Source organism: Acidobacteriota bacterium (genome assembly GCA_012729555.1).
Taxonomy (GTDB): domain Bacteria; phylum Acidobacteriota; class UBA6911; order UBA6911; family UBA6911; genus UBA6911.
In genome coordinates, this window is sequence record JAAYCX010000063.1 from 28827 (window position 1) to 54039 (window position 25213).

Annotated in this window: 20 protein-coding genes, 1 tRNA gene and 1 other RNA gene; 12 read left to right on the forward strand and 10 right to left on the reverse strand. The window is 67.6% G+C overall.

What is annotated here, in order from left to right; genetic code table 11:
* Positions 1–28: 28 nt before the first annotated feature.
* A complete protein-coding gene (locus tag GXY47_12180; protein ID NLV31899.1) occupies positions 29–613 on the reverse strand; it encodes a J domain-containing protein in 585 nt (194 codons plus the stop codon).
* 308 nt (positions 614–921) lie between these two features.
* Between GXY47_12180 and GXY47_12185 the strand changes: the two genes are divergently transcribed.
* Positions 922–2688, forward strand: a complete 1767-nt coding sequence (locus GXY47_12185) for a formate--tetrahydrofolate ligase (GenBank protein ID NLV31900.1) — start codon at positions 922–924, stop codon at positions 2686–2688.
* Between the two features lie 86 nt (positions 2689–2774).
* Entirely contained in the window at positions 2775–4268 is a 1494-nt protein-coding gene (locus tag GXY47_12190; protein ID NLV31901.1) for a DUF814 domain-containing protein, read from the forward strand.
* A gap of 6 nt (positions 4269–4274) precedes the next feature.
* Here the strand turns inward: GXY47_12190 and GXY47_12195 are convergent, their stop codons facing one another.
* From GXY47_12195 to GXY47_12205, 3 genes are all read right to left on the reverse strand, one after another.
* Positions 4275–5318 (reverse strand): hypothetical protein, encoded by a 1044-nt coding sequence (locus GXY47_12195; protein ID NLV31902.1) that lies wholly within the window; start codon positions 5316–5318, stop codon positions 4275–4277.
* An 87-nt stretch (positions 5319–5405) separates the two neighbouring features.
* Positions 5406–8501: an efflux RND transporter permease subunit gene (locus tag GXY47_12200; protein NLV31903.1), complete on the reverse strand. Its 3096-nt coding sequence runs from the start codon at positions 8499–8501 to the stop codon at positions 5406–5408.
* Complete coding sequence (locus GXY47_12205; GenBank protein NLV31904.1) at positions 8498–9826, reverse strand: efflux RND transporter periplasmic adaptor subunit; 1329 nt, start codon at positions 9824–9826, stop codon at positions 8498–8500. Before GXY47_12205 ends, GXY47_12200 begins: the two co-directional genes overlap by 4 nt.
* Positions 9827–10009: 183 nt before the next feature.
* On the opposite strand from GXY47_12205, the gene ffs reads away from it, so the two are divergent.
* The 3 genes from ffs (at position 10010) to recR (ending at position 12495) form a co-directional block, all read left to right on the forward strand.
* Positions 10010–10107, forward strand: an RNA gene (gene ffs / locus GXY47_12210) — signal recognition particle sRNA small type.
* 13 nt (positions 10108–10120) lie between these two features.
* Positions 10121–11899, forward strand: coding sequence for a DNA polymerase III subunit gamma/tau (gene dnaX, locus GXY47_12215; protein NLV31905.1), 1779 nt, complete (start codon positions 10121–10123; stop codon positions 11897–11899).
* A complete protein-coding gene (gene recR / locus GXY47_12220; GenBank protein NLV31906.1) occupies positions 11896–12495 on the forward strand; it encodes a recombination protein RecR in 600 nt (199 codons plus the stop codon). Before dnaX ends, recR begins: the two co-directional genes overlap by 4 nt.
* A gap of 9 nt (positions 12496–12504) precedes the next feature.
* On the opposite strand, the gene GXY47_12225 is transcribed toward recR, so the two are convergent.
* From GXY47_12225 to GXY47_12245, 5 genes are all read right to left on the reverse strand, one after another.
* On the reverse strand, positions 12505–12915 hold the full coding sequence (locus tag GXY47_12225; GenBank protein ID NLV31907.1) for a molybdenum cofactor biosynthesis protein MoaE: 411 nt from the start codon (positions 12913–12915) through the stop codon (positions 12505–12507).
* Between the two features lies 1 nt (position 12916).
* Entirely contained in the window at positions 12917–13162 is a 246-nt protein-coding gene (gene moaD, locus GXY47_12230; protein NLV31908.1) for a molybdopterin converting factor subunit 1, read from the reverse strand.
* Positions 13162–14640, reverse strand: a complete 1479-nt coding sequence (dacB, locus tag GXY47_12235; GenBank protein ID NLV31909.1) for a D-alanyl-D-alanine carboxypeptidase/D-alanyl-D-alanine-endopeptidase — start codon at positions 14638–14640, stop codon at positions 13162–13164. Before dacB ends, moaD begins: the two co-directional genes overlap by 1 nt.
* A 135-nt stretch (positions 14641–14775) precedes the next feature.
* The gene (gene folK, locus GXY47_12240; GenBank protein ID NLV31910.1) at positions 14776–15264 is read right to left on the reverse strand and encodes a 2-amino-4-hydroxy-6-hydroxymethyldihydropteridine diphosphokinase; all 489 of its coding nucleotides are present in this window, start codon (positions 15262–15264) and stop codon (positions 14776–14778) included.
* Positions 15265–15283: 19 nt separating this feature from the next.
* Positions 15284–17521 (reverse strand): LPS-assembly protein LptD, encoded by a 2238-nt coding sequence (locus GXY47_12245; GenBank protein NLV31911.1) that lies wholly within the window; start codon positions 17519–17521, stop codon positions 15284–15286.
* 90 nt (positions 17522–17611) lie between these two features.
* Here GXY47_12245 and proB point away from each other — a divergent pair, with 90 nt between their 5' ends.
* Together proB and GXY47_12255 are read left to right on the forward strand one after the other, a co-directional pair.
* Positions 17612–18709: a glutamate 5-kinase gene (proB, locus tag GXY47_12250; protein NLV31912.1), complete on the forward strand. Its 1098-nt coding sequence runs from the start codon at positions 17612–17614 to the stop codon at positions 18707–18709.
* 20 nt (positions 18710–18729) lie between these two features.
* Entirely contained in the window at positions 18730–19980 is a 1251-nt protein-coding gene (locus GXY47_12255) for a glutamate-5-semialdehyde dehydrogenase (protein ID NLV31913.1), read from the forward strand.
* An 8-nt stretch (positions 19981–19988) separates the two neighbouring features.
* On the opposite strand, the gene GXY47_12260 is transcribed toward GXY47_12255, so the two are convergent.
* Entirely contained in the window at positions 19989–21284 is a 1296-nt protein-coding gene (locus tag GXY47_12260) for a phosphotransferase (protein NLV31914.1), read from the reverse strand.
* 175 nt (positions 21285–21459) lie between these two features.
* Here GXY47_12260 and gap point away from each other — a divergent pair, with 175 nt between their 5' ends.
* The 5 genes from gap (at position 21460) to GXY47_12285 (ending at position 25045) form a co-directional block, all read left to right on the forward strand.
* A complete protein-coding gene (gap, locus tag GXY47_12265) occupies positions 21460–22455 on the forward strand; it encodes a type I glyceraldehyde-3-phosphate dehydrogenase (protein NLV31915.1) in 996 nt (331 codons plus the stop codon).
* 58 nt (positions 22456–22513) lie between these two features.
* Positions 22514–23710: a phosphoglycerate kinase gene (locus GXY47_12270; GenBank protein ID NLV31916.1), complete on the forward strand. Its 1197-nt coding sequence runs from the start codon at positions 22514–22516 to the stop codon at positions 23708–23710.
* A complete protein-coding gene (locus tag GXY47_12275) occupies positions 23707–24453 on the forward strand; it encodes a triose-phosphate isomerase (GenBank protein ID NLV31917.1) in 747 nt (248 codons plus the stop codon). Before GXY47_12270 ends, GXY47_12275 begins: the two co-directional genes overlap by 4 nt.
* 31 nt (positions 24454–24484) lie before the next feature.
* Entirely contained in the window at positions 24485–24925 is a 441-nt protein-coding gene (secG, locus tag GXY47_12280; protein ID NLV31918.1) for a preprotein translocase subunit SecG, read from the forward strand.
* 35 nt (positions 24926–24960) lie between these two features.
* Positions 24961–25045 (forward strand) — tRNA-Leu (locus GXY47_12285).
* Positions 25046–25213: the final 168 nt, after the last annotated feature.

Genomic DNA, 25213 nt, shown 5'->3' on the forward strand with positions numbered 1-25213 from the left:
GGTCCCTGGGGGGAATGGCCGGAGGGCGTCAGGCGGATTCCGGGGTGGACTTCGGGGCGGGTTCGGGAACGGCCTGGAGCAGGCGGTCCGCGCCGAGGTGGAGTTCGTTCTGCTCCACGTGGTCGACCCCGTCGACCGAGATCGCCAGCAGGCCCGATTCGAGGCGCTCCACCAGCCCCTTCCGGTGCAGGTACCAGAGGTCGAACTCCAGGAACTCGATCGGGATGCGGAGCATGCGGGCCAGCGCGATTTCGCCCAGTCCCGGCCGGCGGACGCTGGTGCGCCGCTGAACGTACAGCAGCGTCAGCAAGCGCTCCCGGACCTCCCGGCTGCCTTCGGTCACGGGGCCGTCTCCGGCTTCCCGCAGGAGGTGCATCTTCCGTTCCCAGTACTGCTGGTGGCGAATGTCGTAGGCCGCGCGCTTGACCGGGTCGCTGAGGATCTCGTGCCCCTTGACCAGTTCCCGGAACCGTTCGGGGTCCCCCCCGCCCGTGGCGTCCGGGTGGTATTTCTTGGCCAGGTGGCGGAAGATCCTCCCGATGGTGTCGCCGTCGGCGCCTGGGCTCAGCTGCAGGATGTCGTAGTAGTCGGTGAAAACGAGTTCGTCTGTCATTTTCCTTCCGAAATCAGAGGTTTGCCGGGACCAGAGCCTCCGGCCGCGACCCGTGGGCGCGAGGATACCGTATTGCATATCGTCGCGTCAACCCGGTTTCATGACCATTATCAGCCGGTCCGGGGGGGGCATTTTTATGCGGGTTTCGATGAATCGGCCTTTTTAATCCCCTGAAATATTTGTATCTTATTGAGCGATTCAAATTGAAGGGTGGTTGACTTTGAAGTTAGGATAAGGGGCCCGGTCTATCGGCGGGCCGTTTGCCGGCATCATAAAGGGTTGATCATCAAAATTAAGGAGGATTGTAGATGGCTAAGCTTGATCCAACAAAGATGGCGGATTGGCAGATTGCTGAGGCGTGCGAGAAGGACATGAAGACCGTCAAGCAACTGGCCGACGAGCTGGGAATCAGGGACGAGGAACTGATTCCTCACGGGCATTACTACGGCAAGGTGGATTTTGAAGCCGTTCTGGAGAGATTGAAGGACCGGCCCAACGGCAAGTACATCGACGTGACGGCCATTACCCCGACCCCGCTCGGAGAGGGGAAGAGCACCTCCACCATGGGGCTGGTGCAGGGGCTGGGCAAGCGGGGGAAGAAGGTGGCCGGAGGCATCCGGCAGCCCTCGGGCGGCCCGACGATGAACATCAAGGGGAGCGCGGCCGGCGGCGGCCTGGCCCAGTGCATCCCCCTGACCCCCTTCTCGCTCGGCCTGACGGGCGACATCAACGACATCATCAACGCGCACAACCTCGCGATGGTGGCGCTGACCAGCCGGATGCAGCACGAGTACAACTACGACGACGCCATGCTGGCGACCAAGAAGCTGAAAAGGCTCGACATCGACCACCGTTCGGTCGAGATGAAGTGGGTCATCGACTTCTGCGCCCAGGCCCTCCGGAACATCACCATCGGCATGGGCGGCAAGATGGACGGCTTCATGACGCAGTCGGGCTTCGCCATCGCCGTCAGCAGCGAGCTGATGGCCATCCTGGCCGTGGCCACCGGCCTGGCCGACATGCGCGAGCGGATCGGCAAGATCGTCGTCGCCTACAACAAGAAGGGCGAGCCGGTCACCACGGCGGACCTGGAGGTGGACGGCGCCATGACGGCGTGGATGCTCAACACGATCAACCCCAACCTGATGCAGTCGCTGGAAGGGCAGCCCGTGTTCGTGCACGCCGGGCCGTTCGCCAACATCGCCATCGGGCAGTCCTCCATCGTGCTCGACAAGCTGGCGCTCAAGCTGGCCGATTACCACGTCACGGAGAGCGGATTCGGCGCCGACATCGGGTTCGAGAAGTTCTGGAACCTGAAATGCCGCTTCAGCGGCCTGAAGCCGCACTGCGCCGTGATTGTGGCGACCGTGCGCGCGCTCAAGAGCCACGGCGGCGGCCCCCCGGTGCCCCCGGGCAAGCCGCTCGACCCCGTCTACAAGGAAGAGAACGTGGAGTTGGTGGACAAGGGGTGCGCCAACCTCCTGAAGCACATCGAGAACGTCAAGAAGGCGGGGATCAGCCCCGTCGTCTGCATCAACTCCTTCTACACGGACACCAAGGCCGAAATCGCCGTCATCAAGAGGAACGCCGAGGCGGCCGGGGCCAGGGTGGCCGTTTCCGAGCACTGGCTCAAGGGGGGGGACGGCGCGCTGGAGTTCACCGACGCCGTCATCGACGCCTGCAACGAGCCGAACGATTTCAAGTTCCTCTATGAGCTGGACATGCCTCTCGGCAAGCGGATCGAGACCATCGCCAGGGAAATCTACGGCGCCGACGGGGTCAGCTACACCCCGGAAGCCCAGACCAAGCTCAAGAAGATGGAGAAGGATCCGGAAACCGCCAAGCTGGGCACCTGCATGGTGAAGACCCACCTCAGCCTTTCGCACGACCCGACCATCAAGGGCGCCCCGAAGGGCTGGACGCTGCCGGTCCGCGACATCCTGACCTACAAGGGGGCCGGGTTCGTGGTCCCCGTCGCCGGTACCATCAGCCTGATGCCTGGAACGGCGTCCGATCCCGCCTACCGCAGGATCGACGTGGACGTGAAGACCCGGAAGGTTACGGGGCTGTTCTAGTCCCGCGCGCTAGACCGTTTTCACCATCCCCCCGGGGCCCGGCGCTCCGGGGGGATTTTTTTGCCCGCGGGCGGAGGGGAGGCCCGATGCTGAGTCTCGAGGAACTGCGCCGCGCGGCGCGCATCGCCCATGGGGCGTGGTCGGGGGCCCGGCTGCGGCGCGTCGTCCAGGCCGGCCCCTTTTCCCTCGTCCTGGTCCTCGAAAAGGCCCGCGAGCGCTCCCGTCTGCTCCTCTGCTGCAGCCCGCGGTACGCCCGGATCTCGGGCGCCGACGCGGCCGGGCCGGAGTCCGCCGTCGGCTCCTTCGGGGAATACGCGCGGGCGCACCTGGCCGGGAGCACCCTCGAAGGGGTGGAGGCCGCGGGCTCGGACCGCCAGGTCTGCCTCCGCTTTCACTCCCGCGCCGGTGCACTCCGGCTCCTGCTTTCCATCCTGGGCCCCCGGAGCAACCTGTACCTGCTCGACGAAGCGGGCGTCCTCCTCCACTCCCTGCGTCCGACCGAGGACACCCGGCCCGAACTGAAAGCGGGGGCCCCCTGGGTGGAGCCGCGGGGGTCGCTGGCATCGGCGGGGGAGGACCGGTGGGCGACGGTGCCCGACGACCGGTTCCTCGACGCCGTCGCCGAGGAGTACGGGCGGCGGGAGCGGGAGCACGGGGCGGAAGCCGCGGTGCGCCGGATCGAACAGGCGGTCAGGAAGGAGCAGGCGTTCCTCGATCGGAAGCACGCGCACCTCGAGGAGGACCTGGGCCGCGCCCTGCAGGCGGAGAGTCACCGCCGCCTCGGGGAGCTGCTCAAAGGGGTGCTGTATGCGGTCGAGCCCGGGCAGCCCGCGGTCGCGGCGACCGACCATGAGACGGGGGAGACCGTCGAGATCCCCCTCGACCCGAAGCTTACTCCGGCCCGGAACCTGGAAAGCTACTTCGCACGCTACCAGAAGTCGACCCGTGGCGCCGGGATGATCCGGCTCCAGCTCGAGCAGCTCCGCGCGGAGCAGAGGCGGCTGGACGATTTCCTGCGCGATCTCGACCGGATCGCCCGGCTGGATCCCCCCGATCCCGGAGCGCTCGAGCGCCTGGCCTCGTCCCCCCGGATCCGGCGGCTGCTGGGCCGCCTCCCTCCCGGAAAGAAGCCGGTGCCGGCGGCCGCCCCGGTGAAGAAGGACCCGAAGCCCGATCTCCCGTCCCGGCTGCGACCCAAGAAGTACCGTACGGGGGACGGGATGGAAATCTGGGTGGGGCGCAGCGACGAGGGGAACGACCTCCTGACCACGCGCCTGGCCCGCGGGAACGACCTCTTCTTTCACCTGGAGCTCTACCCGGGGAGCCACGTGGTGCTGCGCACCGGGGGGCGGGCCGAGGCGGCGCCGGAGTCGGTCCTGGCGGCGTGCGAACTCGCGGTTCATTTCTCGAAGATGAAGAACGCCACCCGGGCGGATGTCCACATGGCGCCGGTCAAAAACGTGAAAAAGCCCAGGGGGGCCAAACCCGGGCTGGTCCATGTCCGGGGCGGCCGGACGGTGCACCTGAAGCGGGACCCGAAGCGGCTGGAGGCGATCCTGGCCTCGAGGCTGGAGGAGTGAGGGGTTCTAGGCGATGATCACCACGTCGGGCCTGTTGGCGATCCGCACCTTCCCCCCTTCGGCCGGCTGCACCCCGAAGATCTGGTCCAGGTTCATCGGGGGCTTGTCGTAGTGCCCGTGCTTCTCCCACGGGTTCGGGAAGAAGATCTTGATCCCGCGGAACCGGGTGAAGGGGTACACGGCGGCGTCGGTCATCTTGTTGTATTTGACCATCTTCACCGCCTGCCCCCCCAGGCCGTCCGCGTCGAAGACCAGCTCCACGTTGTCGAACGTCTCGAGGCTCTTCTTGTCCCGGATCATGGGAGGGACGCCGTCGCCGACGTTCGCATCCCCGAACTGGTGCACGATGAGGATCTTCCTGGTCGGAAGCCGGCGCTCGCGCGTGTAGTCGTCGAGCATCCGCTGGACCTTGTTGATCTGCGAGGCCTTCACCGTTCCGATGGGGCGCCCCGGGGGGGTCTCCTGGCCGGGGGCCGCGCTGAATTCGGGGTCGATGGCCACGGCCACGTTGTCGTACTCCAGGTACCCCTTGTCGATGATGCGCCGGACCTGTTCGACCGGGGTCGATTTGCCGATCTGGGTGTCGAGGATGACCATCCACCCCCGCCGGGCGGCCGGCTCGATGTAGGTGCCCACGATATCCTTCTCGATCCCCTCGAGGTAGAGGAGGCAGTCGTCGTCGGGCTTGCAGGGGGTGGCCATGGCGTAGATCAGGTGGACCGCCGGGATTACGCGTTTCTTGGCGTGCCGGCTCGAGATCCCCTCCAGCCAGGGCCGGATGTCGCGCTCCATGTCCTCGAAGCCGCGGTAGGTGCCCAGCCTCCCGAGGATGGGCGCACGGCCGAAGGCCCTTCCGTACACGGTGAAAAGGGTGCTCTCGGACAGGATGGAAACCGCCTGGTGATCGACCGGTTCCGGCTCCGCGGCCCGCGGAGCCGTCGTCGCGGACCCCGACGCTTCAGGCTCCGCCGTCTTCCGCCCGGAGGATTCCGAAAGGCATCCGGAGAGGAGGATCAGCAGCAGCGGGCAGAGGCGGAGGATTCTGTTCATAGGCTCGGGATCCGGGCGCGGTCGAGGCGCCGATGCACTCTACCTCAGCCGCCGCCCGATGGCAATATCCCTTTGCGCGGCGGGAGCTCAATCCTCCGCTTCCGCTATGACGGCCTCGGGCTCCGGGCGGGTCCGCAGCCGCTCGAGGAAGAGCTTGGCGTCGTCGAAGAGGGAATAGATGACCGGGGTGACCAGCAGCGTCAGCAGCAGGCAGATCAACTGCCCCCCGATGATGGTGACGGCCATGGAGGCGCGCGACCCGGAACCGGCCCCGCGGCCCAGGGCGATCGGGAGCATCCCGGCGACGATGGCGATTGTCGTCATCAGGATGGGGCGCAGCCGCACGTGGTTGGCGGTGATGATGGCCGCGTCCCGCTGCATCCCCTGCCCGACCAGGGTATTGGTGTAATCGACCTGCAGAATGGAGTTCTTCTTCACGATCCCGAACAGCATCATCAGGCCGATGGCGCTGTAGACGTTGAGCGTCATGCCGAACGCCATCAGGGCGAACAGTCCGCAGGGAAGGCTCAAGGGGATGGCGGTCATGATGGTGAGCGGGTGGACGAAGCTGTTGAACTGCGAGGCCAGCACCATGTAGATGAAGATGAGGGCCAGCACCAGCGCCATCCAGAAATCGTCCGTGGCCTGGCTCAGCATCCGGGCGCCGAAGCCGAACTGGACCGAGTAGCCCGGCTTGAACTGCATCTCGGCCAGCTTCTGCCGGGCGGCGTCGATCGCCGTCTGCATGGGGATCCCGTCGAGATTGCCGCTGAGCGAAATCTGCCGCTGCCGGTCGTAGCGGTCGATGCTGGCCGGCCCGGGTTCGAGCGACAGGCTCGCCACGTCGCTCACCCGCAGCAGCCGGCCGCCGGCGCCCGCTATCAGCAGTTCCCCCATCTTGGAGGGATCGTCCCGGAACTGCTCGTCGAGCCGGAGCCGGACGCTGAACTGGTCGTCCCCCTCCTTGTACTTGGTGACCTCGTCCCCCCCGACCAGGAGCCTCAGGCTGGACGCGAGCGAATCGATGGAGACCCCCAGGTCGGCGGCGCGGGCGCGGTCGACCCGGACCCGCAGCTCCTGGGCCGTGGGCTCGAAGTTGGTGTCGACGTCGACGACTCCCGGGATGGTCCGGATCTTGTCCATAAGCTCGACGATGTATGTCTGCAGCTGCTCGATGTCGGGTCCCTGGATCAGCATCTGCAGGCGGTTGGCGCCCCCCCCGCGTCCGGTCCCCGCCGTGGAGGATCCCGATATGTCGGTTCCGCCCGAAACGCTGATCCGCGCCCCCTGGAACCGCCGCAGCCGGGCGCGCGTGTCGCGGATCAGTTCCTGCTGGGAGACGTCGCGCCGGTCGAGGGGCGCGAGCTGGACGTAGAAATTGGCCCGGGCGGGGTTGACGGTGGCGAACACCGTCTCCACGTAGGGCATGCGCCTCAGTTCCTCCTCGATGGGCCTGACGTAGGCGTCCGTGCTGGCGAAGCTGTTGCCCTGCGGCAGGTTGACGTTGACGCTGAACTCGCTCTGGTCGTCGTCCGGCACCAGTTCCTTCCCCACCCGGGGGAAAAGGAACGCGGCCGAGGCCACCACCGCCAGGGCGATGGTGACGATGACGCCGCGGTGGCCCATGGCCCAGCGGAGCATGTGCCCGTAGTGGCGGTCGATGAAACTGTAAAAACCGCTCGATTTCGAGGCCTTGTGCCCGATGTCCGAGGGTTTGAGCCAGGTCGCGGACAGCGCGGGCGTGAGGGTGAAGGAGACGAACATGGAGAGGAGAAAAGCGCCGGCCGAGACGATGCCGAAGCTGTAGAAGTAGCGCCCCACCTGCCCCGTCATGAACGCGACCGGGAGGAAGATGACCACGAGCGACAACGTCGTCGCCATGACGGCCAGCCCGATTTCGCCCGTCGCCCGGGACGCCGCCTCCCGCGGCTTGACCTTTTTCTCCTCGATGTAGCGGAATATGTTTTCCAGCACCACGATGGCGTCGTCGATCACGATGCCGGTCGCCAGGGATAGGGCCAGCATCGTCATGTTGTTCATGGTGAAGCCGAGCGCCCGCATCAGGGTGAAGGTGCCGATGATGGAGGTGGGGATCGCGACCGCGGCGATGACGGTGGAGCGGAAATTGCGCATGAAGAGGAGGACCACGATGCTGGCGAGCAGTCCCCCCAGGACCAGGTGGTGCTGGATTTCGCTGAAGGAGCGGCGGATGAAGGTGGACTGGTCGCGGGTGGTCTGAATGGTGATATCGGGGGGCAGGTCCGGCTTGATGCGTTCGAGCTCGGCCATCACGTCGTCGACCACTTCGACCGTGTTGGTTCCCGACTGCTTGCGGATGTCGAGAGAGACGGCCTGCCGTCCGTTGAGGCGCGAAACGCTGCGGACCTCCTCCACGGTGTCGATCACTCGGCCGATGTCCTGGAAGGTGACGGCCCTCCCGCCGCTGTAGGTGATGATGATCCTGTTGAAATCCTCGACGTTGTGGATCCTCCCCATGGTGCGCAGGGCGATTTCGGACGAGCCGGAGATGAAGCTCCCCCCCGGGATCTCCACGTTCTGCCGCGCCACGGCGGTGCGGACCTGGTCGACGGTGAGGTTGTAGGCGTTCAGCCGGTCCTTGTCGAGCAGGAGCTGGATCTCCCGGTGCCGATCCCCGGAGAAGGTGACCTCGCCGACGTTGTTGACCGTCTCGAGTACCTGCTTGATCCGCTTGTCGACGATTTCGCTGATTTCCTTCTGTGACCGGTTTCCGCTGACGGCGATGGTGAGGATCGGGTTCGAGTCGGGGTCGATTTTGAGGATCCTGGGCGCCAGGGTCTCCCGGGGGAACTGGTTGGTAATCGAGGCGACCTTGTCCCGCACGTCCTGGACGGCGGCCTCGATGTCGCGCTCCAGGACGAACATGATGATGACGCGCGAGCCCCCCTGCTGGGAACTGGAGCGCAGTTCGTCGATCCCCGCGATGGTGTTGACCACTTCCTCGATCGGCTTGGTGATCTGGGTTTCCACCTCCTCGGCGCTCGCCCCCGGCAGGCTGGTCTGCACGAAGACCACCGGGGCGTCGGTCTTGGGCATGAGATCGAGCCCGAGCATGCTGTAGGACGCGATTCCGAGGACCACGATGGCGGCCGACATCATGAAGGCGAATACCGGGCGCCGGATACTGACATCGGCCAGTTTCATCGCCCTTCCTCCTGCCTGTTCTCGGTGAGGGGGGAGGCGGCCGGGGCGGTCCCGACAATTTTCACCGGGACCCCGGTGGCCAGCATGGTGAGGTTGCTGGCCGCCAGCACTTCATCTCCCGCGAGTCCTTCCACGACCTCCACCAGCTCTCCCGACCTGGAGCCCAGGGTGACCGGCTGCTGCCGCACCGTTCCCTCTTCGATGACATAGACGTTGGAGATCCCCGCCAGGGTCGAGATGGCGTACTCGGGGATGGCCGGCACGTTCTCGTCCTGGTGGGTGTAGATCAATCCCTTGGCGAAGAAGCCGGGCTTGAGCTGCCGGTGGCCGTTGTCGACGAGGACCTCGATGGCGAAGGTGCGGGTGGCCGGGTCCACCGACGGGCTGATATGGGCCACGCGGGCCGAATAGGTCTTGCCGGGCGACGATTCGACCGAGAATTCCACCGGCAGCCCCGTGCGGATGATTCCGGCGTAGCGCTCCTGGACGGCCGTCTCGAGTTTGAGGGGGTTCATTTTCACGATGGAGACCACCGGGGTGTTTTCGCGGATGAACTCCCCCTGGTTGACCAGGCGTTCGGAAATCTGCCCCGAAATGGAGGTCCGGATCTGGCTGTCGTTGAGTTTCTTCTGGGCCAGCTCGACCGCGTGCCGTCGCTCCTGGAGGGTGGCCCGGAGGCTCTGGACGCTTTCGAGCGCCGTCCGGTAACCCGCCTCCGTCACCTTGACCCGGGTTTCCGCCGCGTCGAGATCGGCCTGCGGCAGGAGGTTCTGCTCCCGGAGCCGCCGGGCCCGGCGCAGCTGCGCCAGCGCGTCGTCGCGGTTGGCCATGGCCAGGCGGACGGACGAGATCTGTTCGTTGTCGGGGGGCTCCGTGACCTTCACCCCGTCGATACCGAACTGGGCTTCGGTCTGCCTCAGCTGGCTGCGGGCCCGCTCGAGCGCCAGCTCGAGTTCCCGGGTGTCGAGCCGGACCACGACCTGGCCGGCGGCGACCTCCTGCCCCAGGTCGACCAGCACCTGGCGCACCACTCCGGCGACCTCGCTGCTGACCCTGGCCTGGTCGGAGGCGACCAGCGACCCCGACACCTCCACATCCCTCCGCAGGGAGATCTTCCGGACCCGGACGGTCTGCACCGAGACCTCGGCCATGGCGGGGGGGGCGCCCGGGTTTTTTTTGCCCGGGCCCGCCTCCGGCCCTGGAGCGGAGGCGCCCGGGGCGCCCGAGCCGCCGCAGGCCGCGGTCAGGGCCGCCGCGAGCAGAAGGATTCCGATCGAAAACCAGGTCGGGTGCTGGATCGCCTTGGGAAGGGATGTCTTTTTCATGATCCTCGTCTTTTCCATGAGAGTGCAGGCCGCGGCGAAACCCTCCGCCGCGCCATCCCATAATACTACGCACGGATCGGCCGGTTGTTTAGGGTTTTTGCGCCTCCGGCGGAGGTTTTTCCGGCTTGTTTCCCGGCAGGCGATGCCGTAAGATGCAGCTTTGGGCCGAAAGGCCATGACGGGCCCCGGGCCCTGTGCAATGCAACCCTCGAACCATGTCAGGTCCGGAAGGAAGCAGCATTAAGAGGACTCCTGCATGTGCAACGGGATCCCCGGGGTCCGACCCCTCTTTTTATGCAATATCAGGTTCTGGCTCTCAAATGGCGTCCCCAGAGTTTTCATGAATTGGTCGGGCAGGAGTACGTTTCCCGCACGCTGACCAACGCGCTCGAGAGCGGACGGATCGCCCACGCCTTCCTCTTCTCCGGCCCGCGCGGCAGCGGCAAGACCTCGACCGCACGGCTTCTGGCCAAGGCGCTCAATTGCCACGACGGGAAGCCGGGGGAGCCGTGCGGAAGGTGCGTGGCCTGCACGGAGATCGCCGCCGGCGGCTGCATGGATGTTCTCGAGATCGACGCAGCCTCCAACCGGGGTATCGACGAGATCCGGGAACTGCGGGAGAAGGCGCGCTACAACCCGGCGCGCGACCGGTACAAGATCTTCATCATCGACGAAGTCCATATGCTCACGGCGGAGGCCTTCAACGCGCTCCTGAAGACGCTGGAAGAGCCGCCGCCGCACGTGGTGTTCATCCTGGCCACCACGGAGTATCACAAGATCCCCGCGACCATCCTCTCCCGCTGCCAGCAGTACAGCTTCAAGCTCATCCAGTACCCCCTCATCCTGGAACGGCTGCGCACGATTTCCGAGGCGGAGGGGATCCGGATCAGCGACAGCGCCCTCGAGCAGGTGGTCTTTTCGAGCGGCGGAAGCATGCGGGACGCCATGTCGGCGCTCGACCAGGTGATCGCCTTCAGCGGGAGCGAGGTCCGGGACGAGGACGTTTCGACCCTGCTCGGCCTGGTGGAGCCCAGGGTCCTCGCGGAGACGGCCCGGGCGATCGCGGGGAACGACCTCGAGGTCCTGCTCCGGACGGTGGCCGGCCTGGTGGAGGCCGGGCAGGACCTCAACAATTTCTGCCGCCGCCTTTCGGGCCACTTCCGCAATCTCATGGTGGTGAAGGCCGGGATCTCCGATCCCGCCCTGCTGGGGATTCCCGAAAGCGTCCTGCCCGATCTGCGGGTGCAGGCGGACCTTTTTTCCCGAGAGGACCTGCTGCGCCTCTTCGACGCCTTCCAGAAGATCGAGACCGGGATGAAGTACGCCACCCAGGTGCGCTTCCAGCTGGAGATGGGGCTCCTCGAAATGGCCCACATCGCCAGGCTGCGCCCCCTGGAGGAACTCGTGGCCGAGTTTTCCACCTATGCGGATGACGCGCCGCCCCGGGGCCCGGGCGGCGGAAGCGGGGCGCCTCCTCCGCGGGTGTCGCCCGGGAAGGTACCCGCAGACCACGCCTCCGCAGGCCGGGCTCCCGCAGGCCGGGCTCCCGCAGAACGGGCTCCCGCAGGCCGGGCTCCCGTGGAACGGGCTCCCGTGGAACGGGCTCCCTCTTCGGCTCCGGCTCCTCGAAGGAAGGATGAAGCTCGCGCCTCCGCCCGCGAGGAGGGCGAGGATCGGGACCTCCTCGGCCGGATCGCCTCGGCCCTCGGCCGGGAATCGCTCGAATCCCTGCTGCGCTCCTTTTCCGGCGCGCGCGCCGAGGGGGACCGGCTGGTCCTCGATCCGGGGGGGGCGGGCGAGTTCATCCGGCACCAGGTCGCACGGAACCTGGACGCCATAGCCGGGGCGGCGGCCGTCGTCCTGGAGCGCAAGGTCAGGGTCACGGTCGAGGGGGGGGCGGACACGCGAGCCACGTCGGCGGGGGATGAGGGTGCGCCCGCGACCCCGGCTCCGCAGGCGGGGGCGGCGTCCTCCCCCGGGGACCTTCTCGATCGGGCCGGGCGCGAACCGGCGGTGCGCTCCTTCCTGGACACGTTCCCCGGGCCGGTGAAGGCCGAGAAGATCGACGAATGAGCGACTACGCGGAGCCTATCGAAAGACTGATTGATGAATTCCGCAGGCTCCCGGGGATCGGCCCGAAGAGCGCCGAGCGGCTGGCCTACAGCGTGCTGCGGCGGCCCCGGGAGGATGCGGAACGGTTGAGCCGCGCCATCCTGGAAGTGAAGGACAGGATCCTCTGCTGTTCCCGCTGCAACAACTTTTCCGACCTGGACCCCTGCAACTACTGCCGCAGCGGTTCCCGCTCCGGGGAGACCGTCTGCGTCGTGGAGCAGCCGGGCGACATCGTCGCGGTGGAAAGGACCCGGGAGTACCGGGGGCGGTACCACGTGCTGCACGGCGCGCTTTCCCCCATCAACGGGGTCGGGCCCGAGGACCTGCAGATCCGGAACCTGCTGGAGCGGCTGCGGGAGGGGGAGGTGAAGGAGGTCATCCTGGCGACCAATCCCAACGTGGAAGGGGAGGCGACGGCCATCTATCTCGCCCGGCTGCTCAAGCCGATCGGGGTCAGGGTCAGCCGCATCGCCCTGGGACTGCCGGTGGGGAGCGACCTCGAGTTTGCCGACGAGGTCACCATGTCGAAAGCGCTCGAGCACCGGCACGAGCTGTGAGGTGACGGTTCAACGCGCCCCCTCGATCCACACCTCGCCGTCGGCGTAGAACTCCTTCTTCCAGATGGGGACGATCTCCTTGATCGTGTCGATGGCGAAACGACAGGCCTCGAAGGCGGCCCCGCGGTGGGCCGAGGCCACCACGATGACGGTGCTCGCCTCTCCGATCTCCATGTGCCCCAGCCGGTGAACGATGGCGATGTCGCGGATGTCGAACCGGCTCCTGGCCATGGCCCCGACCTCCTCGAGTTTTTTCAGCGCCATCGATTCGTAGGCCTCGTATTCCAGGAATCGGACCGCCTTGTCCCGCGCGTGGTTGCGCACGACCCCCTCGAAGACGACGAGGGCGCCGTCCTCGGGCTGCTGAAGGCTCCGGGTAATCCGGGTGGTGTCGATCTGCTCCCGCGTGAGACTGAACATGCTACCCTCCACTGACGGGCGGAAAGAAGGCGATCTCGTCCCCGTCCCGGACCGGGGAGGAGGGCCGGGCGAATTCGGAATTCAGCGCCAGGAGGACCGAGGCCCGGTACGATTCCAGGGCGGGGGTGTCCGCGGCGCACCGGTCGAAGACCGAGATCACGTCGGTGAGCCCGGCCGCTTCCACCTTTCTTTCCCTGGTCCCCGCCGCGTCCGCCAGTGAGGCGAAAAACAAGACCCTTATGCTCATCAGTACAGTTTAACCAGAAGGGAGCAGATTTCGTCAATCGTTCTTTTGACCCGCTCGGTGGAGGTCACCCGGTTGGCGAAAATGCTGAAGACCAGGTTGCGGCCCGACCGGGTGGTGATGTAGCCGCTCAGGGTGGTGACGTCCCGCAGGGTCCCGGTCTTGGCGTGGATCGAGCCCTTGACCTCCAGGGCGGACAGGCGGTTTTTCAGGGTCCCGTCGGTGCCGCTGACGGCCAGGGTGTCGTAAAAGAGGCCGAAGTAGGGGCGGCCGAGCAGAAATCCGAGCAGGGACGTCTGGAAGCGCGGGGTCAGCAGGTTCTCCCGCGACAGCCCGCACCCGTCGTCGAGGCGTATCCGGTCACTGTCGATCGCGGCCTCGACCAGGAACTCCTGGACCACCTCGAGCCCGGCCTCGTTCGTCCCGCGCCCCCGCAGCTCCGCTCCCAGGGTTCGGAGCAGCATCTCGGCGTGGAGGTTCTGGCTCTGCTTGTTGATGATTTCGAGGGCGCGCACCAGCGGGGCGGACCGGTGTTCGGCCAGCAGGGTCCAGGTGCCGCGGGGCCCGGCCTCCCCGCCGCCTTGGTGAAGGCTCGTGACCTCTCCGCGCACGGAAATCCCTCGGCGCTCGAGTTCTTCCCCGAAAACGGCGGCGGCGGTTTCCGCGGGATTTTCGAGGACGAGGTGCTGCCGGAAGGTGCGCGTGGAGGGGAGGGTGCCCGAGATCACGATCGTGTCGGAACCCGCCTCGAGGCGCGCACTGATCGTCCGTTTCGCTTTCCGGCTCCCGGTGACGGCCCGGTTGCGGATGCGGAAATGGGAGGTCGCGGGCTCGATCCCGACGATGACGGCCTTCTTGTATTTCGACGGCCGGGCCGTGACCCAGACGACGTTGTTGTTGATGCTCAGGGCATTGACCGGCGCCCCGTAGCGGGTCCGGAGTTCCCTGGCCGTCCACCCCTTTTCTCCGCCGCGCGGGGAGAAGTAGCTGTCGTCGCCGATCACGTCCCCGCAGACCTCCCGGATGCCCAGCTCCTGCAGCCGGTCGGCAAGCTCCCGGAAAGCGGGCATCTGCCCGGCTTCGTCCCGGGGGGCCATCAGGTTGGGGTCCCCCCTCCCCACCAGGATGAGGTCGCCCGCCAGGGACCCGTCCTCGCCCACCGGGCCGTTGGCGTATACCCCCGTGCGGTAGCGGAACCCCGGCCCCAGCTTTTCCACGGCCGCGGCGGTGGTGACCACCTTGAGCACCGAGGCGGGGAGGAAGGGCTTGTCCGGGTTGACCTCGACCAGGACCTTGTTGTCGGAGGGGTCCAGGATGCTGATGCCCCATTGCGCTGAGCGGGCGCCGGGCCGTTTCAGATACCGGGCGATCGTCGTCTGGAGGGCTTCCGGCCCGTCCGCCCTGGCTTCGGAGGCGCCGAGGGGAAGGAGCACGGCGGCCAGCGCGAGAGGGATACACAGTCTGAGAAAACGGCGAAACAAGCGATCGACCCTTTCTTCCGGGTTTCCGGGGACGGACGGCCTCCGGTTGCTTATCGGCGGCGCGGGGCGTCCGCTTTATGCCGGGGCGCATCATAGCACGGGGAAAAATTTCTGTTCAATTCAATCCGGGAAATTTTATCCGCCCGGCTCCACTTTCCTCACCATGGACCGGTCCGGGCAGAGTTCGAGGAGCCGACGCACCGAGCGGTTCAGCACGGGGTGCCTGAGCAGGGGGGCGATTTCCGCCAGCGGCTCCAGGACGAAGCGGCGGTCCCCCAGCCGGGGGTGGGGGAGAACGAGGTCCGGACGGTCGAGGACGAGGTCGTCGTAAAACAGGATGTCGAGGTCGAGCGTCCGGGGTGCGTTGGGGAAAGGGCGCACCCTCCCCTGGGCCAGTTCGATGCTCTGGCAGAACGAGAGGAGTTGGTGCGGCGTGAGCCGGGTTTCGAGCCCGGCGGCCAGGTTCAGGAACCACGGCTGGTCGTCATAGCCGACCGGTTCGGTCTCGTAGCAGGAGGAGACCGCGATGACGCGGCCGCAGGCCTCGAGCGCCGCGATTGCGCGGTCGAGTTGGGCCCGCCGGTCTCCGACGTTGGAGCCGGCCGAGATCCATGCCGTGTTCACGCCCCCTCCCTTGCCCGTTTCAGAAGATGCCTTCCGGCTCCCGCATGTTGCCGAAGTGCCCGATCCCCTTCAGGGTGAAGGAGAAGGAAAGCCGGGATTCGGTCCGGATGCCGAGAGCGTACTGGTTGAAGCCCAGGCCCAGGCCGCAGCAGTTCCAGGAGTAGCCCACCCGGACGTTGCTGTTGAGCCACTGCCCGGACTGCAGGTTGCGGCTGGCCGTCAACCGGGAGTTGAAGCCGCGCTCCTGGGAGCCGAACTCGACCTGTGCCTGCACGTGGTTCCCGGAGAGGAACGCCCCCCCGCGCGGGTTGATGTAAAAATAGGTTCCGGACAGGGACACCGGTCCCTGCCGCCATTCGGAGGCCAGGCTCACGTTGCTCCAGCGCCCGCGCCCGGTGTCGAAATCGGCGCGGATGTCGTTGTGGATCCCCTGCCGGGGGGTGAACTGCAGGATGGCGCTGAGGGGGGCGAAGTTGGCCGTCGACGTCGACCGGTAAAACCCGGTGGCGGTGTCGAGCGGGGTGAAGGCGTTCGCTTCCCCCTCCTGGAAGACCCCGCCGAAAGTCGGGTCGAAATAATATTTCTGCACGAGGGCCAGGGAGAGGATCTCGGTGCTCCCTCCTTGCGCGGCCGGCGCGCCCCGGTAGAACCGGTGCGTCATCCCGTATTCGATTTCGTTGGTATCGGCGACGGCATCCTCGGCGTCGAACCGGAGGGTTTCGTCGAGCCCTTTCACCCCGTGGATCCTGCGCCAGGTGAAAAAGGGCTCGATCGCGTGACGGATCCCGCCCGTCGGCTTCGAACCGAAGCTCTTCTCGAGCACCGGGGCCCGCACGTCTATCCGCAGGTCGACATAGCGCCGGTGCAGCCCCCGGTTTTCCACCCCCCCGGGGGCGTCTTCGGAAATCCGGGCCCCGTACCAGGTCTCGCGGACCCCCACCGAGGGGGCCAGGCTGAAGCCCTTCCAGGAGGGGATCCTGGCCGTGATGCGGGGGAAGAGGTCCATGCGCTGGACGAGGCCGCCGGTTTCGATCAGGCGGTCCACCCGGGACAGCCCCTCGAGCGAGGTGCGGAAGCTCAGGATGAAGGGGGAGCGGCCCAGGGGCGTCCCGATCGACACAAACTCCAGCGAGGGGATGCGGCGCACCACCACCGACTCGCCCGGGAAGGTCACCGACTCCCTGCCGAAGACGATGTTGGTGGAGAGGCTCTGGTGGTTGCGGGTCACGAATCCCTGCGCCTTTTCCATCGGTATGGTGGCCGTGCGGAGGTTTTCCGAAAAAGCCTGGCGGAAGGTGAAACTGGAGCTGATGTTGGCCCTGACGACGGCCCTCCAGTCCTCCCCGAGCCACGATTCCCCGTCGATGTCCAGCTGGGCCCCCCCCTGGTCCAGTTTGTCGCGGATGCCGTAGCCCCGGAGCTCCAGCCTGGTTTTCGGGTTCGGCCGCGCCCGGAACTCGGCCCCCAGCGCGAGTCCCCGCAGGCTGAAATAATCACCGTAGACCAGCAGGTCGGCGCTTCTTCCCAGGGTCTGGTAATACCCTTCGCTGAAGACGCGTCCCTTGGACGTCGAGTTGCCCGTGTGAAAGGGGAGGAAGCCGCTCGAGCGTTCCTTCAGCCCGACGGGGAGGACGACGTAGGGCAGGTAGAGTACCGGGACCCCCTTGACCCGGAAAACGGCGCTCCGCATCCGGGCGGTCTGGTCCACCCGGATGTCGGTCCGGGCCGCCGTGAAGCGCCACTTGGGGTTCTCCTCCAGGCAGGTGGTCGCCCCCCCCTCCTCGACACGGTAGGTGTCCGGCCCGGTCTTGAGGATCCGGCGGCCCGAGATCATGAATTCCCGGTCGGTGAACCCGGTGGCGTCGTAAAAAGCCCCGGTCTGGGTCGCAAAATTGAACTCGGCCCGCGAGCAGGTGAGCCACTGCCGGTCCCCGTCCTGGCTGAAACGGGTATCGCCGGAGATGAAACCCTCGCGGGTGGCTTCGTCGTAGACCGCCTCCTCCCCGGTCACGACGATATCGCGGAAGGTGATGCGGACGCCCCCGGCCGCCCGGTGGAGCGACTTCGACTTTTCCTGGGTGTCGGAGACGAGGACCACCGTGCCGTCGCGGTAGCGGATTTCGGTCCGCACCCGTCCCGCGGGATCCTCCGGCGCGACCTGTCCCGCCGCGGCCGCAGCGAGGGCTGCGCAGAGCACCGCCGCCAGGAGGGCCCGACCCCCTCCGCCGGCGTATCGTGTTCCGAGCCCTCGTCTCATTCCGTCTCTTCCCGGGAATCGCGCCGGCCCGCCCGCCGGGCGCCGATTTATGCTATCCTAAACCTTTCTCAATAATCCAGGGGAAGGCGCATGCGCACCGTCATCAAATTGGGCACCTCCACTCTCACCCGGGGAACCCCCTGCCTCTCCCCCCCCCTCGTCATCGATCTGGCCCGGCAGATCGCCCGGCTCGGGGGGGAGGGGGAGGAGATCCTCCTGGTCTCCTCGGGCGCCATCGCCGCGGGGAGGGAACGGCTGGGCTTTCCGGAGCTGCCCAGGGACATTCCGGTCAAGCAGATGCTGGCCGCCGTGGGGCAGCCGCGCCTCATGGCGTTTTACGAACAGGTCTTCGGCCTGTACGGGGTGACGGTGGCGCAGGTCCTCCTGACGCGCCGCGACCTCTCGAACCGGCGGGGCTACCTGAACGCGCGTAACGCCCTGCTGGCCCTCCTCGGGCGCGGGGCCCTTCCGATCATCAACGAGAACGACACCGTGGCGACCGAGGAGATCCGGGTGGGGGACAACGACAACCTCTCCGCCCTGGTGGCCAACCTGGTGGACGCCGACCGGCTGGTGCTGCTGACGGACCAGGCGGGGCTGTTCACGGCCGACCCGCGGACCGATCCGGGGGCGCGGCTGGTGGAAGAGGTCTCCGGCCCCGAAATCGGGCCGGAACTCTGGAAGGCCGCCGGGGGGAGCGGGTGCGGGCTGGGCACCGGGGGCATGGCGACCAAGCTCCGGGCGGCCGACCTGGCCCGGCGTTCGGGCACGGGCTGCATCATCGCCGCAGGGGCCGAGCCCGATGTCCTCCTGCGCCTCGCCCGGGGTGAGAGGCTGGGGACGCGGATCCTTCCTTCGGCCTCGGCGGTCGAGAGCCGCAAGCGCTATATCCTGTCCGGCAGCCAGTCCCCGGGGAAACTGACGGTGGACGAGGGGGCGGCCCGGGCGCTCGCCCGCGGGGGGAGCCTGCTGCCCGTCGGTCTGGCCGCGGTCGAGGGTTCCTTCGAACGCGGGGACACCGTGCGCGTGACGCTGCCCGAAGGGCGCGAGATCGCGCGCGGAATCGTCAACTACGACAGCCGGGATCTCGCCCGCATCCTCCGTTCCCCCTCCGACGCGATCGAATCGATCCTCGGGTACCGGTTCGGGGACGAGGTGATCCATCACAACGACATGGTGCTGATCTGAACGAGCCGGAAGGAGTCGCTATGGTGAGGGAAATGGGGCGGAAGGCGCGCGCGGCGGCGAGGGTCATGGCCACGCTTCCAACGGAGGTCCGCAACGGGGCGCTCGGCGCCCTGGCACGGCTCCTCGACCGGTCCCGGGGGGTGATCGAGGAAGCGAACGGGCGGGACGTGGCGCTTGCCCGCGCCTCCGGCCTCGACGACGCCCTGATCGACCGCCTGACGCTCGACGGGGCGCGCATCGGGGCGCTCGCCCGCGACGTGCTCGCACTCGAGCGGCTGCCCGACCCGGTCGGGGAGAGGTTCGACCGGACGGTCCTCCCCAACGGGCTCCGGCTCTGCCGGCAGCGCGTCCCCCTGGGGGTGATCGGCGTCATCTACGAATCGCGGCCCAACGTGACGATCGACGTTTCCGCCCTGTCGGTCAAAACGGGGAACAGCGTGATCCTGCGCGGCGGAAAGGAGACGCTGCATTCGAACCGGGCGCTCGTGGCCCTGGTGCGGGAGGCTCTCGGGGGCAGCGGCCTGCCCCGGGACGCGGTGCAGTTTGTCGGGGACCCCGACCGCGCGCGCGTCCTCGAGCTGCTCGAGCTCGGCGAACTGGTCGACGTCATCATCCCCAGGGGGGGGGCGAGCCTCCACCGCTTCTGCCGGGAGCACAGCCGGATTCCCGTCATCACGGGGGGGATCGGCATCTGTCACATCTACGTCGACGCGTCGGCCGACATCGAAAGGGCCCTGGGCGTCATCCACAACGCGAAGACCCAGCGCCCCTCGGTCTGCAACGCCCTGGACACGGTGCTGGTGCACCGCGGCGTGGCGGCCGGGGCGCTCCCCCGGATCGTGGAGGCCCTGGCCCCGGCCGGGGTCACTTTCCGGGCAGACCCCGAGGCGCTCGAATGCCTCGCCGGACACGGGGCTGTCCGGGCCGCCGGCCCCGGGGACTTCGACACCGAGTGGATGTCGCTGGTGCTGGGACTGAAGGTGGTCGGGGACATCGACGAGGCGATCGCGCACACCAACGCCCACAGCATGGGGCATTCCGACTCGATCCTGACGGGAGACCCGGCCAGCGCCGAGCGCTGGATCCGGGAGGTGGACTCGGCCGCGGTGTACGTCAACGCCTCCACCCGCTTCACCGACGGGGGGCAGTTCGGGCTCGGGGCCGAGGTCGCGATCTCCACCCAGCGCCTGCACGCCCGCGGCCCGATGGGGCCGCGCGAGCTGACGACCTACAAGTGGGTGGGCGAGGGGGACTACCACACGCGGTCGTAGGCACAGGCTCACGCCCCGGCGTCCGCCTCGAGGAGCCCGGCGTTGCCGCGGAGCTCCTCGAAGACGCGGAACTGCACCAGGGCGCGCGACCGGTTGAGATCGGGGGGGTCTCCGGGCCGGAGGCGGAAGTAGCGGTCCCCCCGCACGTAATCGGCGAGGAAGCGAACCCCCAGTTCCAGCGCCATGATCGCGGGGGCGGCCGCCATCAGCGCCGTCTCCCCGGCGGCCCGGGGCGCCGCCTGGAGAATGAAGCCGCGCGCGGCCGCCCGGTACACCCCGGTGTCGATGCGGATTTTTTCGGGATCGGTCTCCCTTTCCCCCGCGACGTTGACCAGGGAGCGCACCATGTCCCCCCAATCGCTGAGCCAGGTGTGGGGCATGATGGTGTCGAGGTCGACCAGGGCGCGGACCCTCCCCGTGGCGGCGCTGAAGAGAAAGTTCTCGAGCTTGGTGTCCCCGTGGACGGCCGTCCGCCTGAGGCGTCCGGCGGCCAGGCCCCGGCCGAGGGTGAGCGCGAACTCCCGGTGCTCGACCGCCAGCGCCGAGAGCCGCCGGACGCCGGCGTCGGCGCGGCGGCGCTCGAATTCCCCGGGCGGGATGTGGACGATGAAATCGTGCTGCGTGTCCGCGGCCAGGCCGGCGTCTTCCGGAAGGAAGGGGGCGGCCTCGGCCGCGGTCCGGTTTCCGGCCAGGACGGAGTGCAGTTGGGCGTAGTACAGGGCCGTGTCCCGGTAACCGGGCAGCGGCGCCCGTAGCAGGTCCGGGTCGATGTCCGCCGTCAGCCGGCCGAACAGCGCGAGCCCCCGCCCTGCCTCCTCGGCCACCCGCAGCCGCGATTCCCGGTCGGGGATCTCACCCAGGCTGCGGTAGCAGAGCGCGTTCCGGATGTAGCCCATCATGCGCCAGCAGCGCGGGCCCTCCTCCCCCGGAATCTCCAGGAAGGGGCGCCCCTGCACGGTCGGGACCAGATTCAAGACCTCCCACTCGCCCAGATCGGGGTCCCCGAGGCGGGCGAGGGCCCGCCGCTGGGCCTCCAGACAGAGGCGCATGGCTTCGATCACCCCCGCCGGATGGCGGAAGACCCCGGGGTTCAGAAGCTGAAGCAGATGATGCGAGCGATTGTCCGGGGGGCCGGACACGACCCGGTAGGAGTGCTGGTTGATGTTCCCCTTCCTGGGGAACTCGAACACCTCCAGGGGGCGGGGGAGGGCGAAGCGGGAGGCGATCGCGTGGATCCGTCCGGGGGCGCGGGCCTCGGACGTGCCGGCGCGGGGATCGGGCGGACAGCGGGAAGGTTCGGTCATGGCGCGCCCAGTCTATCATCAAAGGGACCGTTTCCGGCCCGGCTATTCCCTAGCTCCGCGATATGGCGTATACTGAAAAATCCTTCGAACCACAGCTCCTGGTTCGGCAACATCCAGCCGGCCGCCCGATGCGTTCACGCCGTGGGCGGGCGAAACTTAACTCGGAGGAACCGCCATGTCAATCAAAGTCGCCATCAACGGATTCGGCCGTATCGGCAGGAACCTGGTCCGCTGCTGCATCAACGATCCCCGGGTGGAAATCGTGGGGATCAACGACATCACCAACGCCGAGGTCATGACCCACCTCCTGAAATACGACTCGGTCCTGGGCCGCTTCGGCGAGAAGGTGGAACTGGACGGGAATCGCCTCCTCATAAGCGGCAGGCCGATCCGGATGTTCAGCGAAAGGGACCCGGGGGCCATCGACTGGAGCGCGGTCGGCGCCCAGGTCGTCGTCGAGTCCACCGGGTTGTTCCGCGATGCGGAAAAGGCGAAGGCCCACCTGCGGGGGACGGTCAAGAAGGTGGTCATCTCGGCGCCGGGGAAAAACGTCGACGGGACCTTCTGCGTCGGCGTCAACACCGGCTCCTACGATCCGGCGCGTCACCACATCGTGTCGAACGCTTCCTGCACCACCAACTGCCTGGCCCCCCTGGCCAAGGTGCTCGACGAGACGTTCGGGATCGAAGCGGGGCTCATGACCACGATCCACAGCTACACGAACGATCAGAACCTGCTGGACCTGCAGCACAAGGATCTCCGGCGCGCCCGCGCCGCGGCCGTGAACCTGGTCCCCAGCACCACCGGCGCGGCCAAGGCGATCGGCCTGGTCCTGCCCGCACTCGAGGGGAAGCTGGACGGGCTGTCCATCCGGGTGCCGACGCCCAACGTCTCCCTCGTGGACCTCGTGGTCACCGTCCGCGCCCAGACGACGCGGGAGGAGGTGAACCGGGCGCTGCGGGAGGCGGCCGACGGCGCCCTGAAAGGGATCCTGGGCTATTCCGAAGAGCCCCTGGTCTCCACCGATTACATGCAGAACTCCTGTTCGGGCACGGTGGACTCGCTGGAAACCAAGGTCATGGGCCGGATGGTCAAGACGCTGGCCTGGTACGACAACGAGTGGGGCTATTCCTGCCGGCTGCGGGACCTCGTGAAACTCATCGTCCAATAGGCGCGATCCGCCGGGGCCGGGGAGGGACCGGCCCTTCCGTCCGGGAGGGGGTGCGGTTGTGGCAAAGCTGACGCTCGAGGAACTGGAACTGGGGGGGAAGCGCGTCTTCGTACGGGTCGACTTCAACGTCCCGATCAAGGAATCGAAGATCACCGACGACCTGCGGATCCGGGAGGCGCTCCCGACGATCCGGTATTGCATCGAACAAGGGGCCCTCGTCGTCCTGGCCTCGCACCTGGGGCGGCCGAAGGGAAAGGTCCGTCCCGAATTTTCCCTGGCCCCGGTGGCCCGGAGGCTCGAGGAGCTCCTGGGCCGTAGCGTGCGGTTCGCCGGGGATTGCGTGGGACCGGAGGCGGAGCAGGCGGTAGCGGCGTCCCGTCCCGGGGACGTGGTCCTGCTGGAGAACCTCAGGTTCCACCCGGGCGAGGAGGCGGGCGACCCCGGCTTCGCCCGGGAGCTCGCGGCCCGCACCCCCCTGTACGTCAACGACGCCTTCGGGTGCGCCCACCGGGCCCACGCCTCGGTCACGGCCATCGCCCGGTTCGTCGATCGGGCCGCCGCGGGTTTCCTGATGGAGAAGGAACTCCGGTACCTGGGCGGGGCGCTCGAGGCGCCCGACCGTCCCTTCGTCGCCATCCTGGGCGGGGCCAAGATCTCGGACAAGATCGACGTGATCGAGAACCTGCTGGGAAAGGTGGACCGCCTCCTGGTCGGGGGGGCCATGATGTTCACCTTCCTCAGGAGCCAGGGGAAGAAGATCGGCCGGTCGCTTTGCGAGGAGGACAAGCTCGACCTGGCGCGCTCGCTCGTCGGGCGCGCGGGGGAAGGGCGCCTGATGCTGCCCGTCGACGCGGTTGCGAGCGGCGGGATCGAGGACGGGGCGGGGGCGCACACGGTCCCGGCCGGGGAGATCCCGGACGGGGAGATGGGGCTGGACATCGGCCCGCGGACCCTGGCCATGTACGCGGAGGCGGTCCGTTCGGCGCGCACCATCGTCTGGAACGGTCCCATGGGGGTCTTCGAGCGGGAGGCTTTCGCTTCCGGAACGATGGGCCTGGCCCGGGCGGTGGCCGATTCCGCCGCGGTGTCGATCGTGGGCGGGGGCGATTCGGCCGCCGCGGTGGTCCGGGCGGGAGTGGCCGATCGGATCACGCACATCTCGACCGGGGGGGGGGCGTCCCTGGAATTCCTGGCCGGGCGGGTGCTCCCCGGGGTCGCCGCCCTCAACGATCGACAGCGGACGGAGCGGCCATGAGAACACCCGTAATCGCCGGGAACTGGAAAATGCACAAGACGGTGGCCGAAGGCCGTGCCCTGGCCCGGGCCATCCGGGAGGGGCTCGGCCCGCGGCCCTCCTGCGAGGTGATCCTCGCGCCGCCGTTTACGGCCCTGGGGGCGGTGGCCGCCGAGATCGAGGGCTCGCCCGTCCGGCTGGCGGCGCAGAACGTGCACTGGGAAGAGGACGGCGCATTCACGGGGGAGGTCAGCGTCCGGATGCTGGAGGATGTCGGGTGCCGCTTCGTCCTCATCGGGCATTCCGAACGGAGGCAGTTTTTCCGGGAGACCGACCGGACGGTGAACCTGCGGGTGCGTGCGGCGCTCCGTTCCACGATCGATCCGATCGTGTGCATCGGGGAGAGCCTGGCCGACCGGGAGGCGGGGCAGCACGAGGACGTAGTGGCGCAACAACTTGCGGGCGGACTCGACGGCTTGACAGCGGAGGACCTCTTGCGTATTATTCTCGCCTACGAACCGGTGTGGGCGATTGGGACCGGTCGTACGGCATCACCCGGGACCGCTCAGGAAATGCACGGTTTCATCCGCGGCCGGCTTGCCGGGAAGTATGGACTCAATGCCGAGAAGGTTCGCATTTTATACGGCGGCAGCGTCAAGCCGGACAACATAGCGGCGCTGATGGGGCAGCCGGATATCGACGGCGCACTGGTCGGCGGGGCGTGCCTGGAGGCCGAAAGCTTCCTCGGCATCCTCCGCCCATGATCCCGGGACCGGCGGAAGGCAGGAATCGAAGATGCTCTACTATACGATCATAGCGCTGCACATCCTGGTCTGCATCATCCTGGTCCTGGTTGTGCTTCTTCAGTCGGGCAAGGGGGCGGACTTGGCGGGAGCGTTCGGCGGTGGCGCCACGCAGACCGCATTCGGCAGCCGCGGCCCCGCGTCCTTTCTGTCGAAAATGACCACGGTAGCGGCGGTGGTGTTCATGATCACCAGCGTTTCGCTCTCGATGATGTCGTCGTCCGAAACGAGCGCGGGGGGCAAGTCGATCCTGGAAACGACCGGGACCGAGGCCGCCGAGCCGGCGGATCGCAAGCCCGAGGCCGCGCCGAAGAGCCAGGAGCCGGTTCCCACTCCGGACCAGATCCGGAAGATGCAGGAAGAGATCCAGTCCAGACAGAAACAGGGTGGCGCGGAAACCACGCCCGCGCCGGCAGGACAGCCAGCCGAGTAAGGAAGACAGGGGGGCCTCCGGGCCCCATCCAGAGTGCCGAAGTGGTGGAACTGGCAGACACGCCATCTTGAGGGGGTGGTGGGGAAACCCGTGGGGGTTCGAGTCCCCCCTTCGGCACCAGGGAATCTGAAGGCCGCAAGCCCGAAAGGGTGTGCGGCCTTTTTTTTGTGCGCCCGGCAGGGCGCACTCCTAGGAGGTGAAAGTCCTCTACAGACCCGGTCAGGGGAACTGTTAGCCGAACGGCAAGGGTGCCCACCGCGAGGTGGGATCTGAAGGAAGCCGCAGGCA

Bases quoted from the DNA above. Each gene is read 5' to 3' on its own strand.
- GXY47_12180 (NLV31899.1), bottom strand. From the start codon at position 613: ATGACAGACGAACTCGTTTTCACCGACTACTACGACATCCTGCAGCTG.
- GXY47_12185 (NLV31900.1), top strand. From the start codon at position 922: ATGGCTAAGCTTGATCCAACAAAGATGGCGGATTGGCAGATTGCTGAG.
- GXY47_12190 (NLV31901.1), top strand. From the start codon at position 2,775: ATGCTGAGTCTCGAGGAACTGCGCCGCGCGGCGCGCATCGCCCATGGG.
- GXY47_12195 (NLV31902.1), bottom strand. From the start codon at position 5,318: ATGAACAGAATCCTCCGCCTCTGCCCGCTGCTGCTGATCCTCCTCTCC.
- GXY47_12200 (NLV31903.1), bottom strand. From the start codon at position 8,501: ATGAAACTGGCCGATGTCAGTATCCGGCGCCCGGTATTCGCCTTCATG.
- GXY47_12205 (NLV31904.1), bottom strand. From the start codon at position 9,826: ATGAAAAAGACATCCCTTCCCAAGGCGATCCAGCACCCGACCTGGTTT.
- dnaX (NLV31905.1), top strand. From the start codon at position 10,121: ATGCAATATCAGGTTCTGGCTCTCAAATGGCGTCCCCAGAGTTTTCAT.
- recR (NLV31906.1), top strand. From the start codon at position 11,896: ATGAGCGACTACGCGGAGCCTATCGAAAGACTGATTGATGAATTCCGC.
- GXY47_12225 (NLV31907.1), bottom strand. From the start codon at position 12,915: ATGTTCAGTCTCACGCGGGAGCAGATCGACACCACCCGGATTACCCGG.
- moaD (NLV31908.1), bottom strand. From the start codon at position 13,162: ATGAGCATAAGGGTCTTGTTTTTCGCCTCACTGGCGGACGCGGCGGGG.
- GXY47_12245 (NLV31911.1), bottom strand. From the start codon at position 17,521: ATGAGACGAGGGCTCGGAACACGATACGCCGGCGGAGGGGGTCGGGCC.
- proB (NLV31912.1), top strand. From the start codon at position 17,612: ATGCGCACCGTCATCAAATTGGGCACCTCCACTCTCACCCGGGGAACC.
- GXY47_12255 (NLV31913.1), top strand. From the start codon at position 18,730: ATGGTGAGGGAAATGGGGCGGAAGGCGCGCGCGGCGGCGAGGGTCATG.
- GXY47_12260 (NLV31914.1), bottom strand. From the start codon at position 21,284: ATGACCGAACCTTCCCGCTGTCCGCCCGATCCCCGCGCCGGCACGTCC.
- gap (NLV31915.1), top strand. From the start codon at position 21,460: ATGTCAATCAAAGTCGCCATCAACGGATTCGGCCGTATCGGCAGGAAC.
- GXY47_12275 (NLV31917.1), top strand. From the start codon at position 23,707: ATGAGAACACCCGTAATCGCCGGGAACTGGAAAATGCACAAGACGGTG.
- secG (NLV31918.1), top strand. From the start codon at position 24,485: ATGCTCTACTATACGATCATAGCGCTGCACATCCTGGTCTGCATCATC.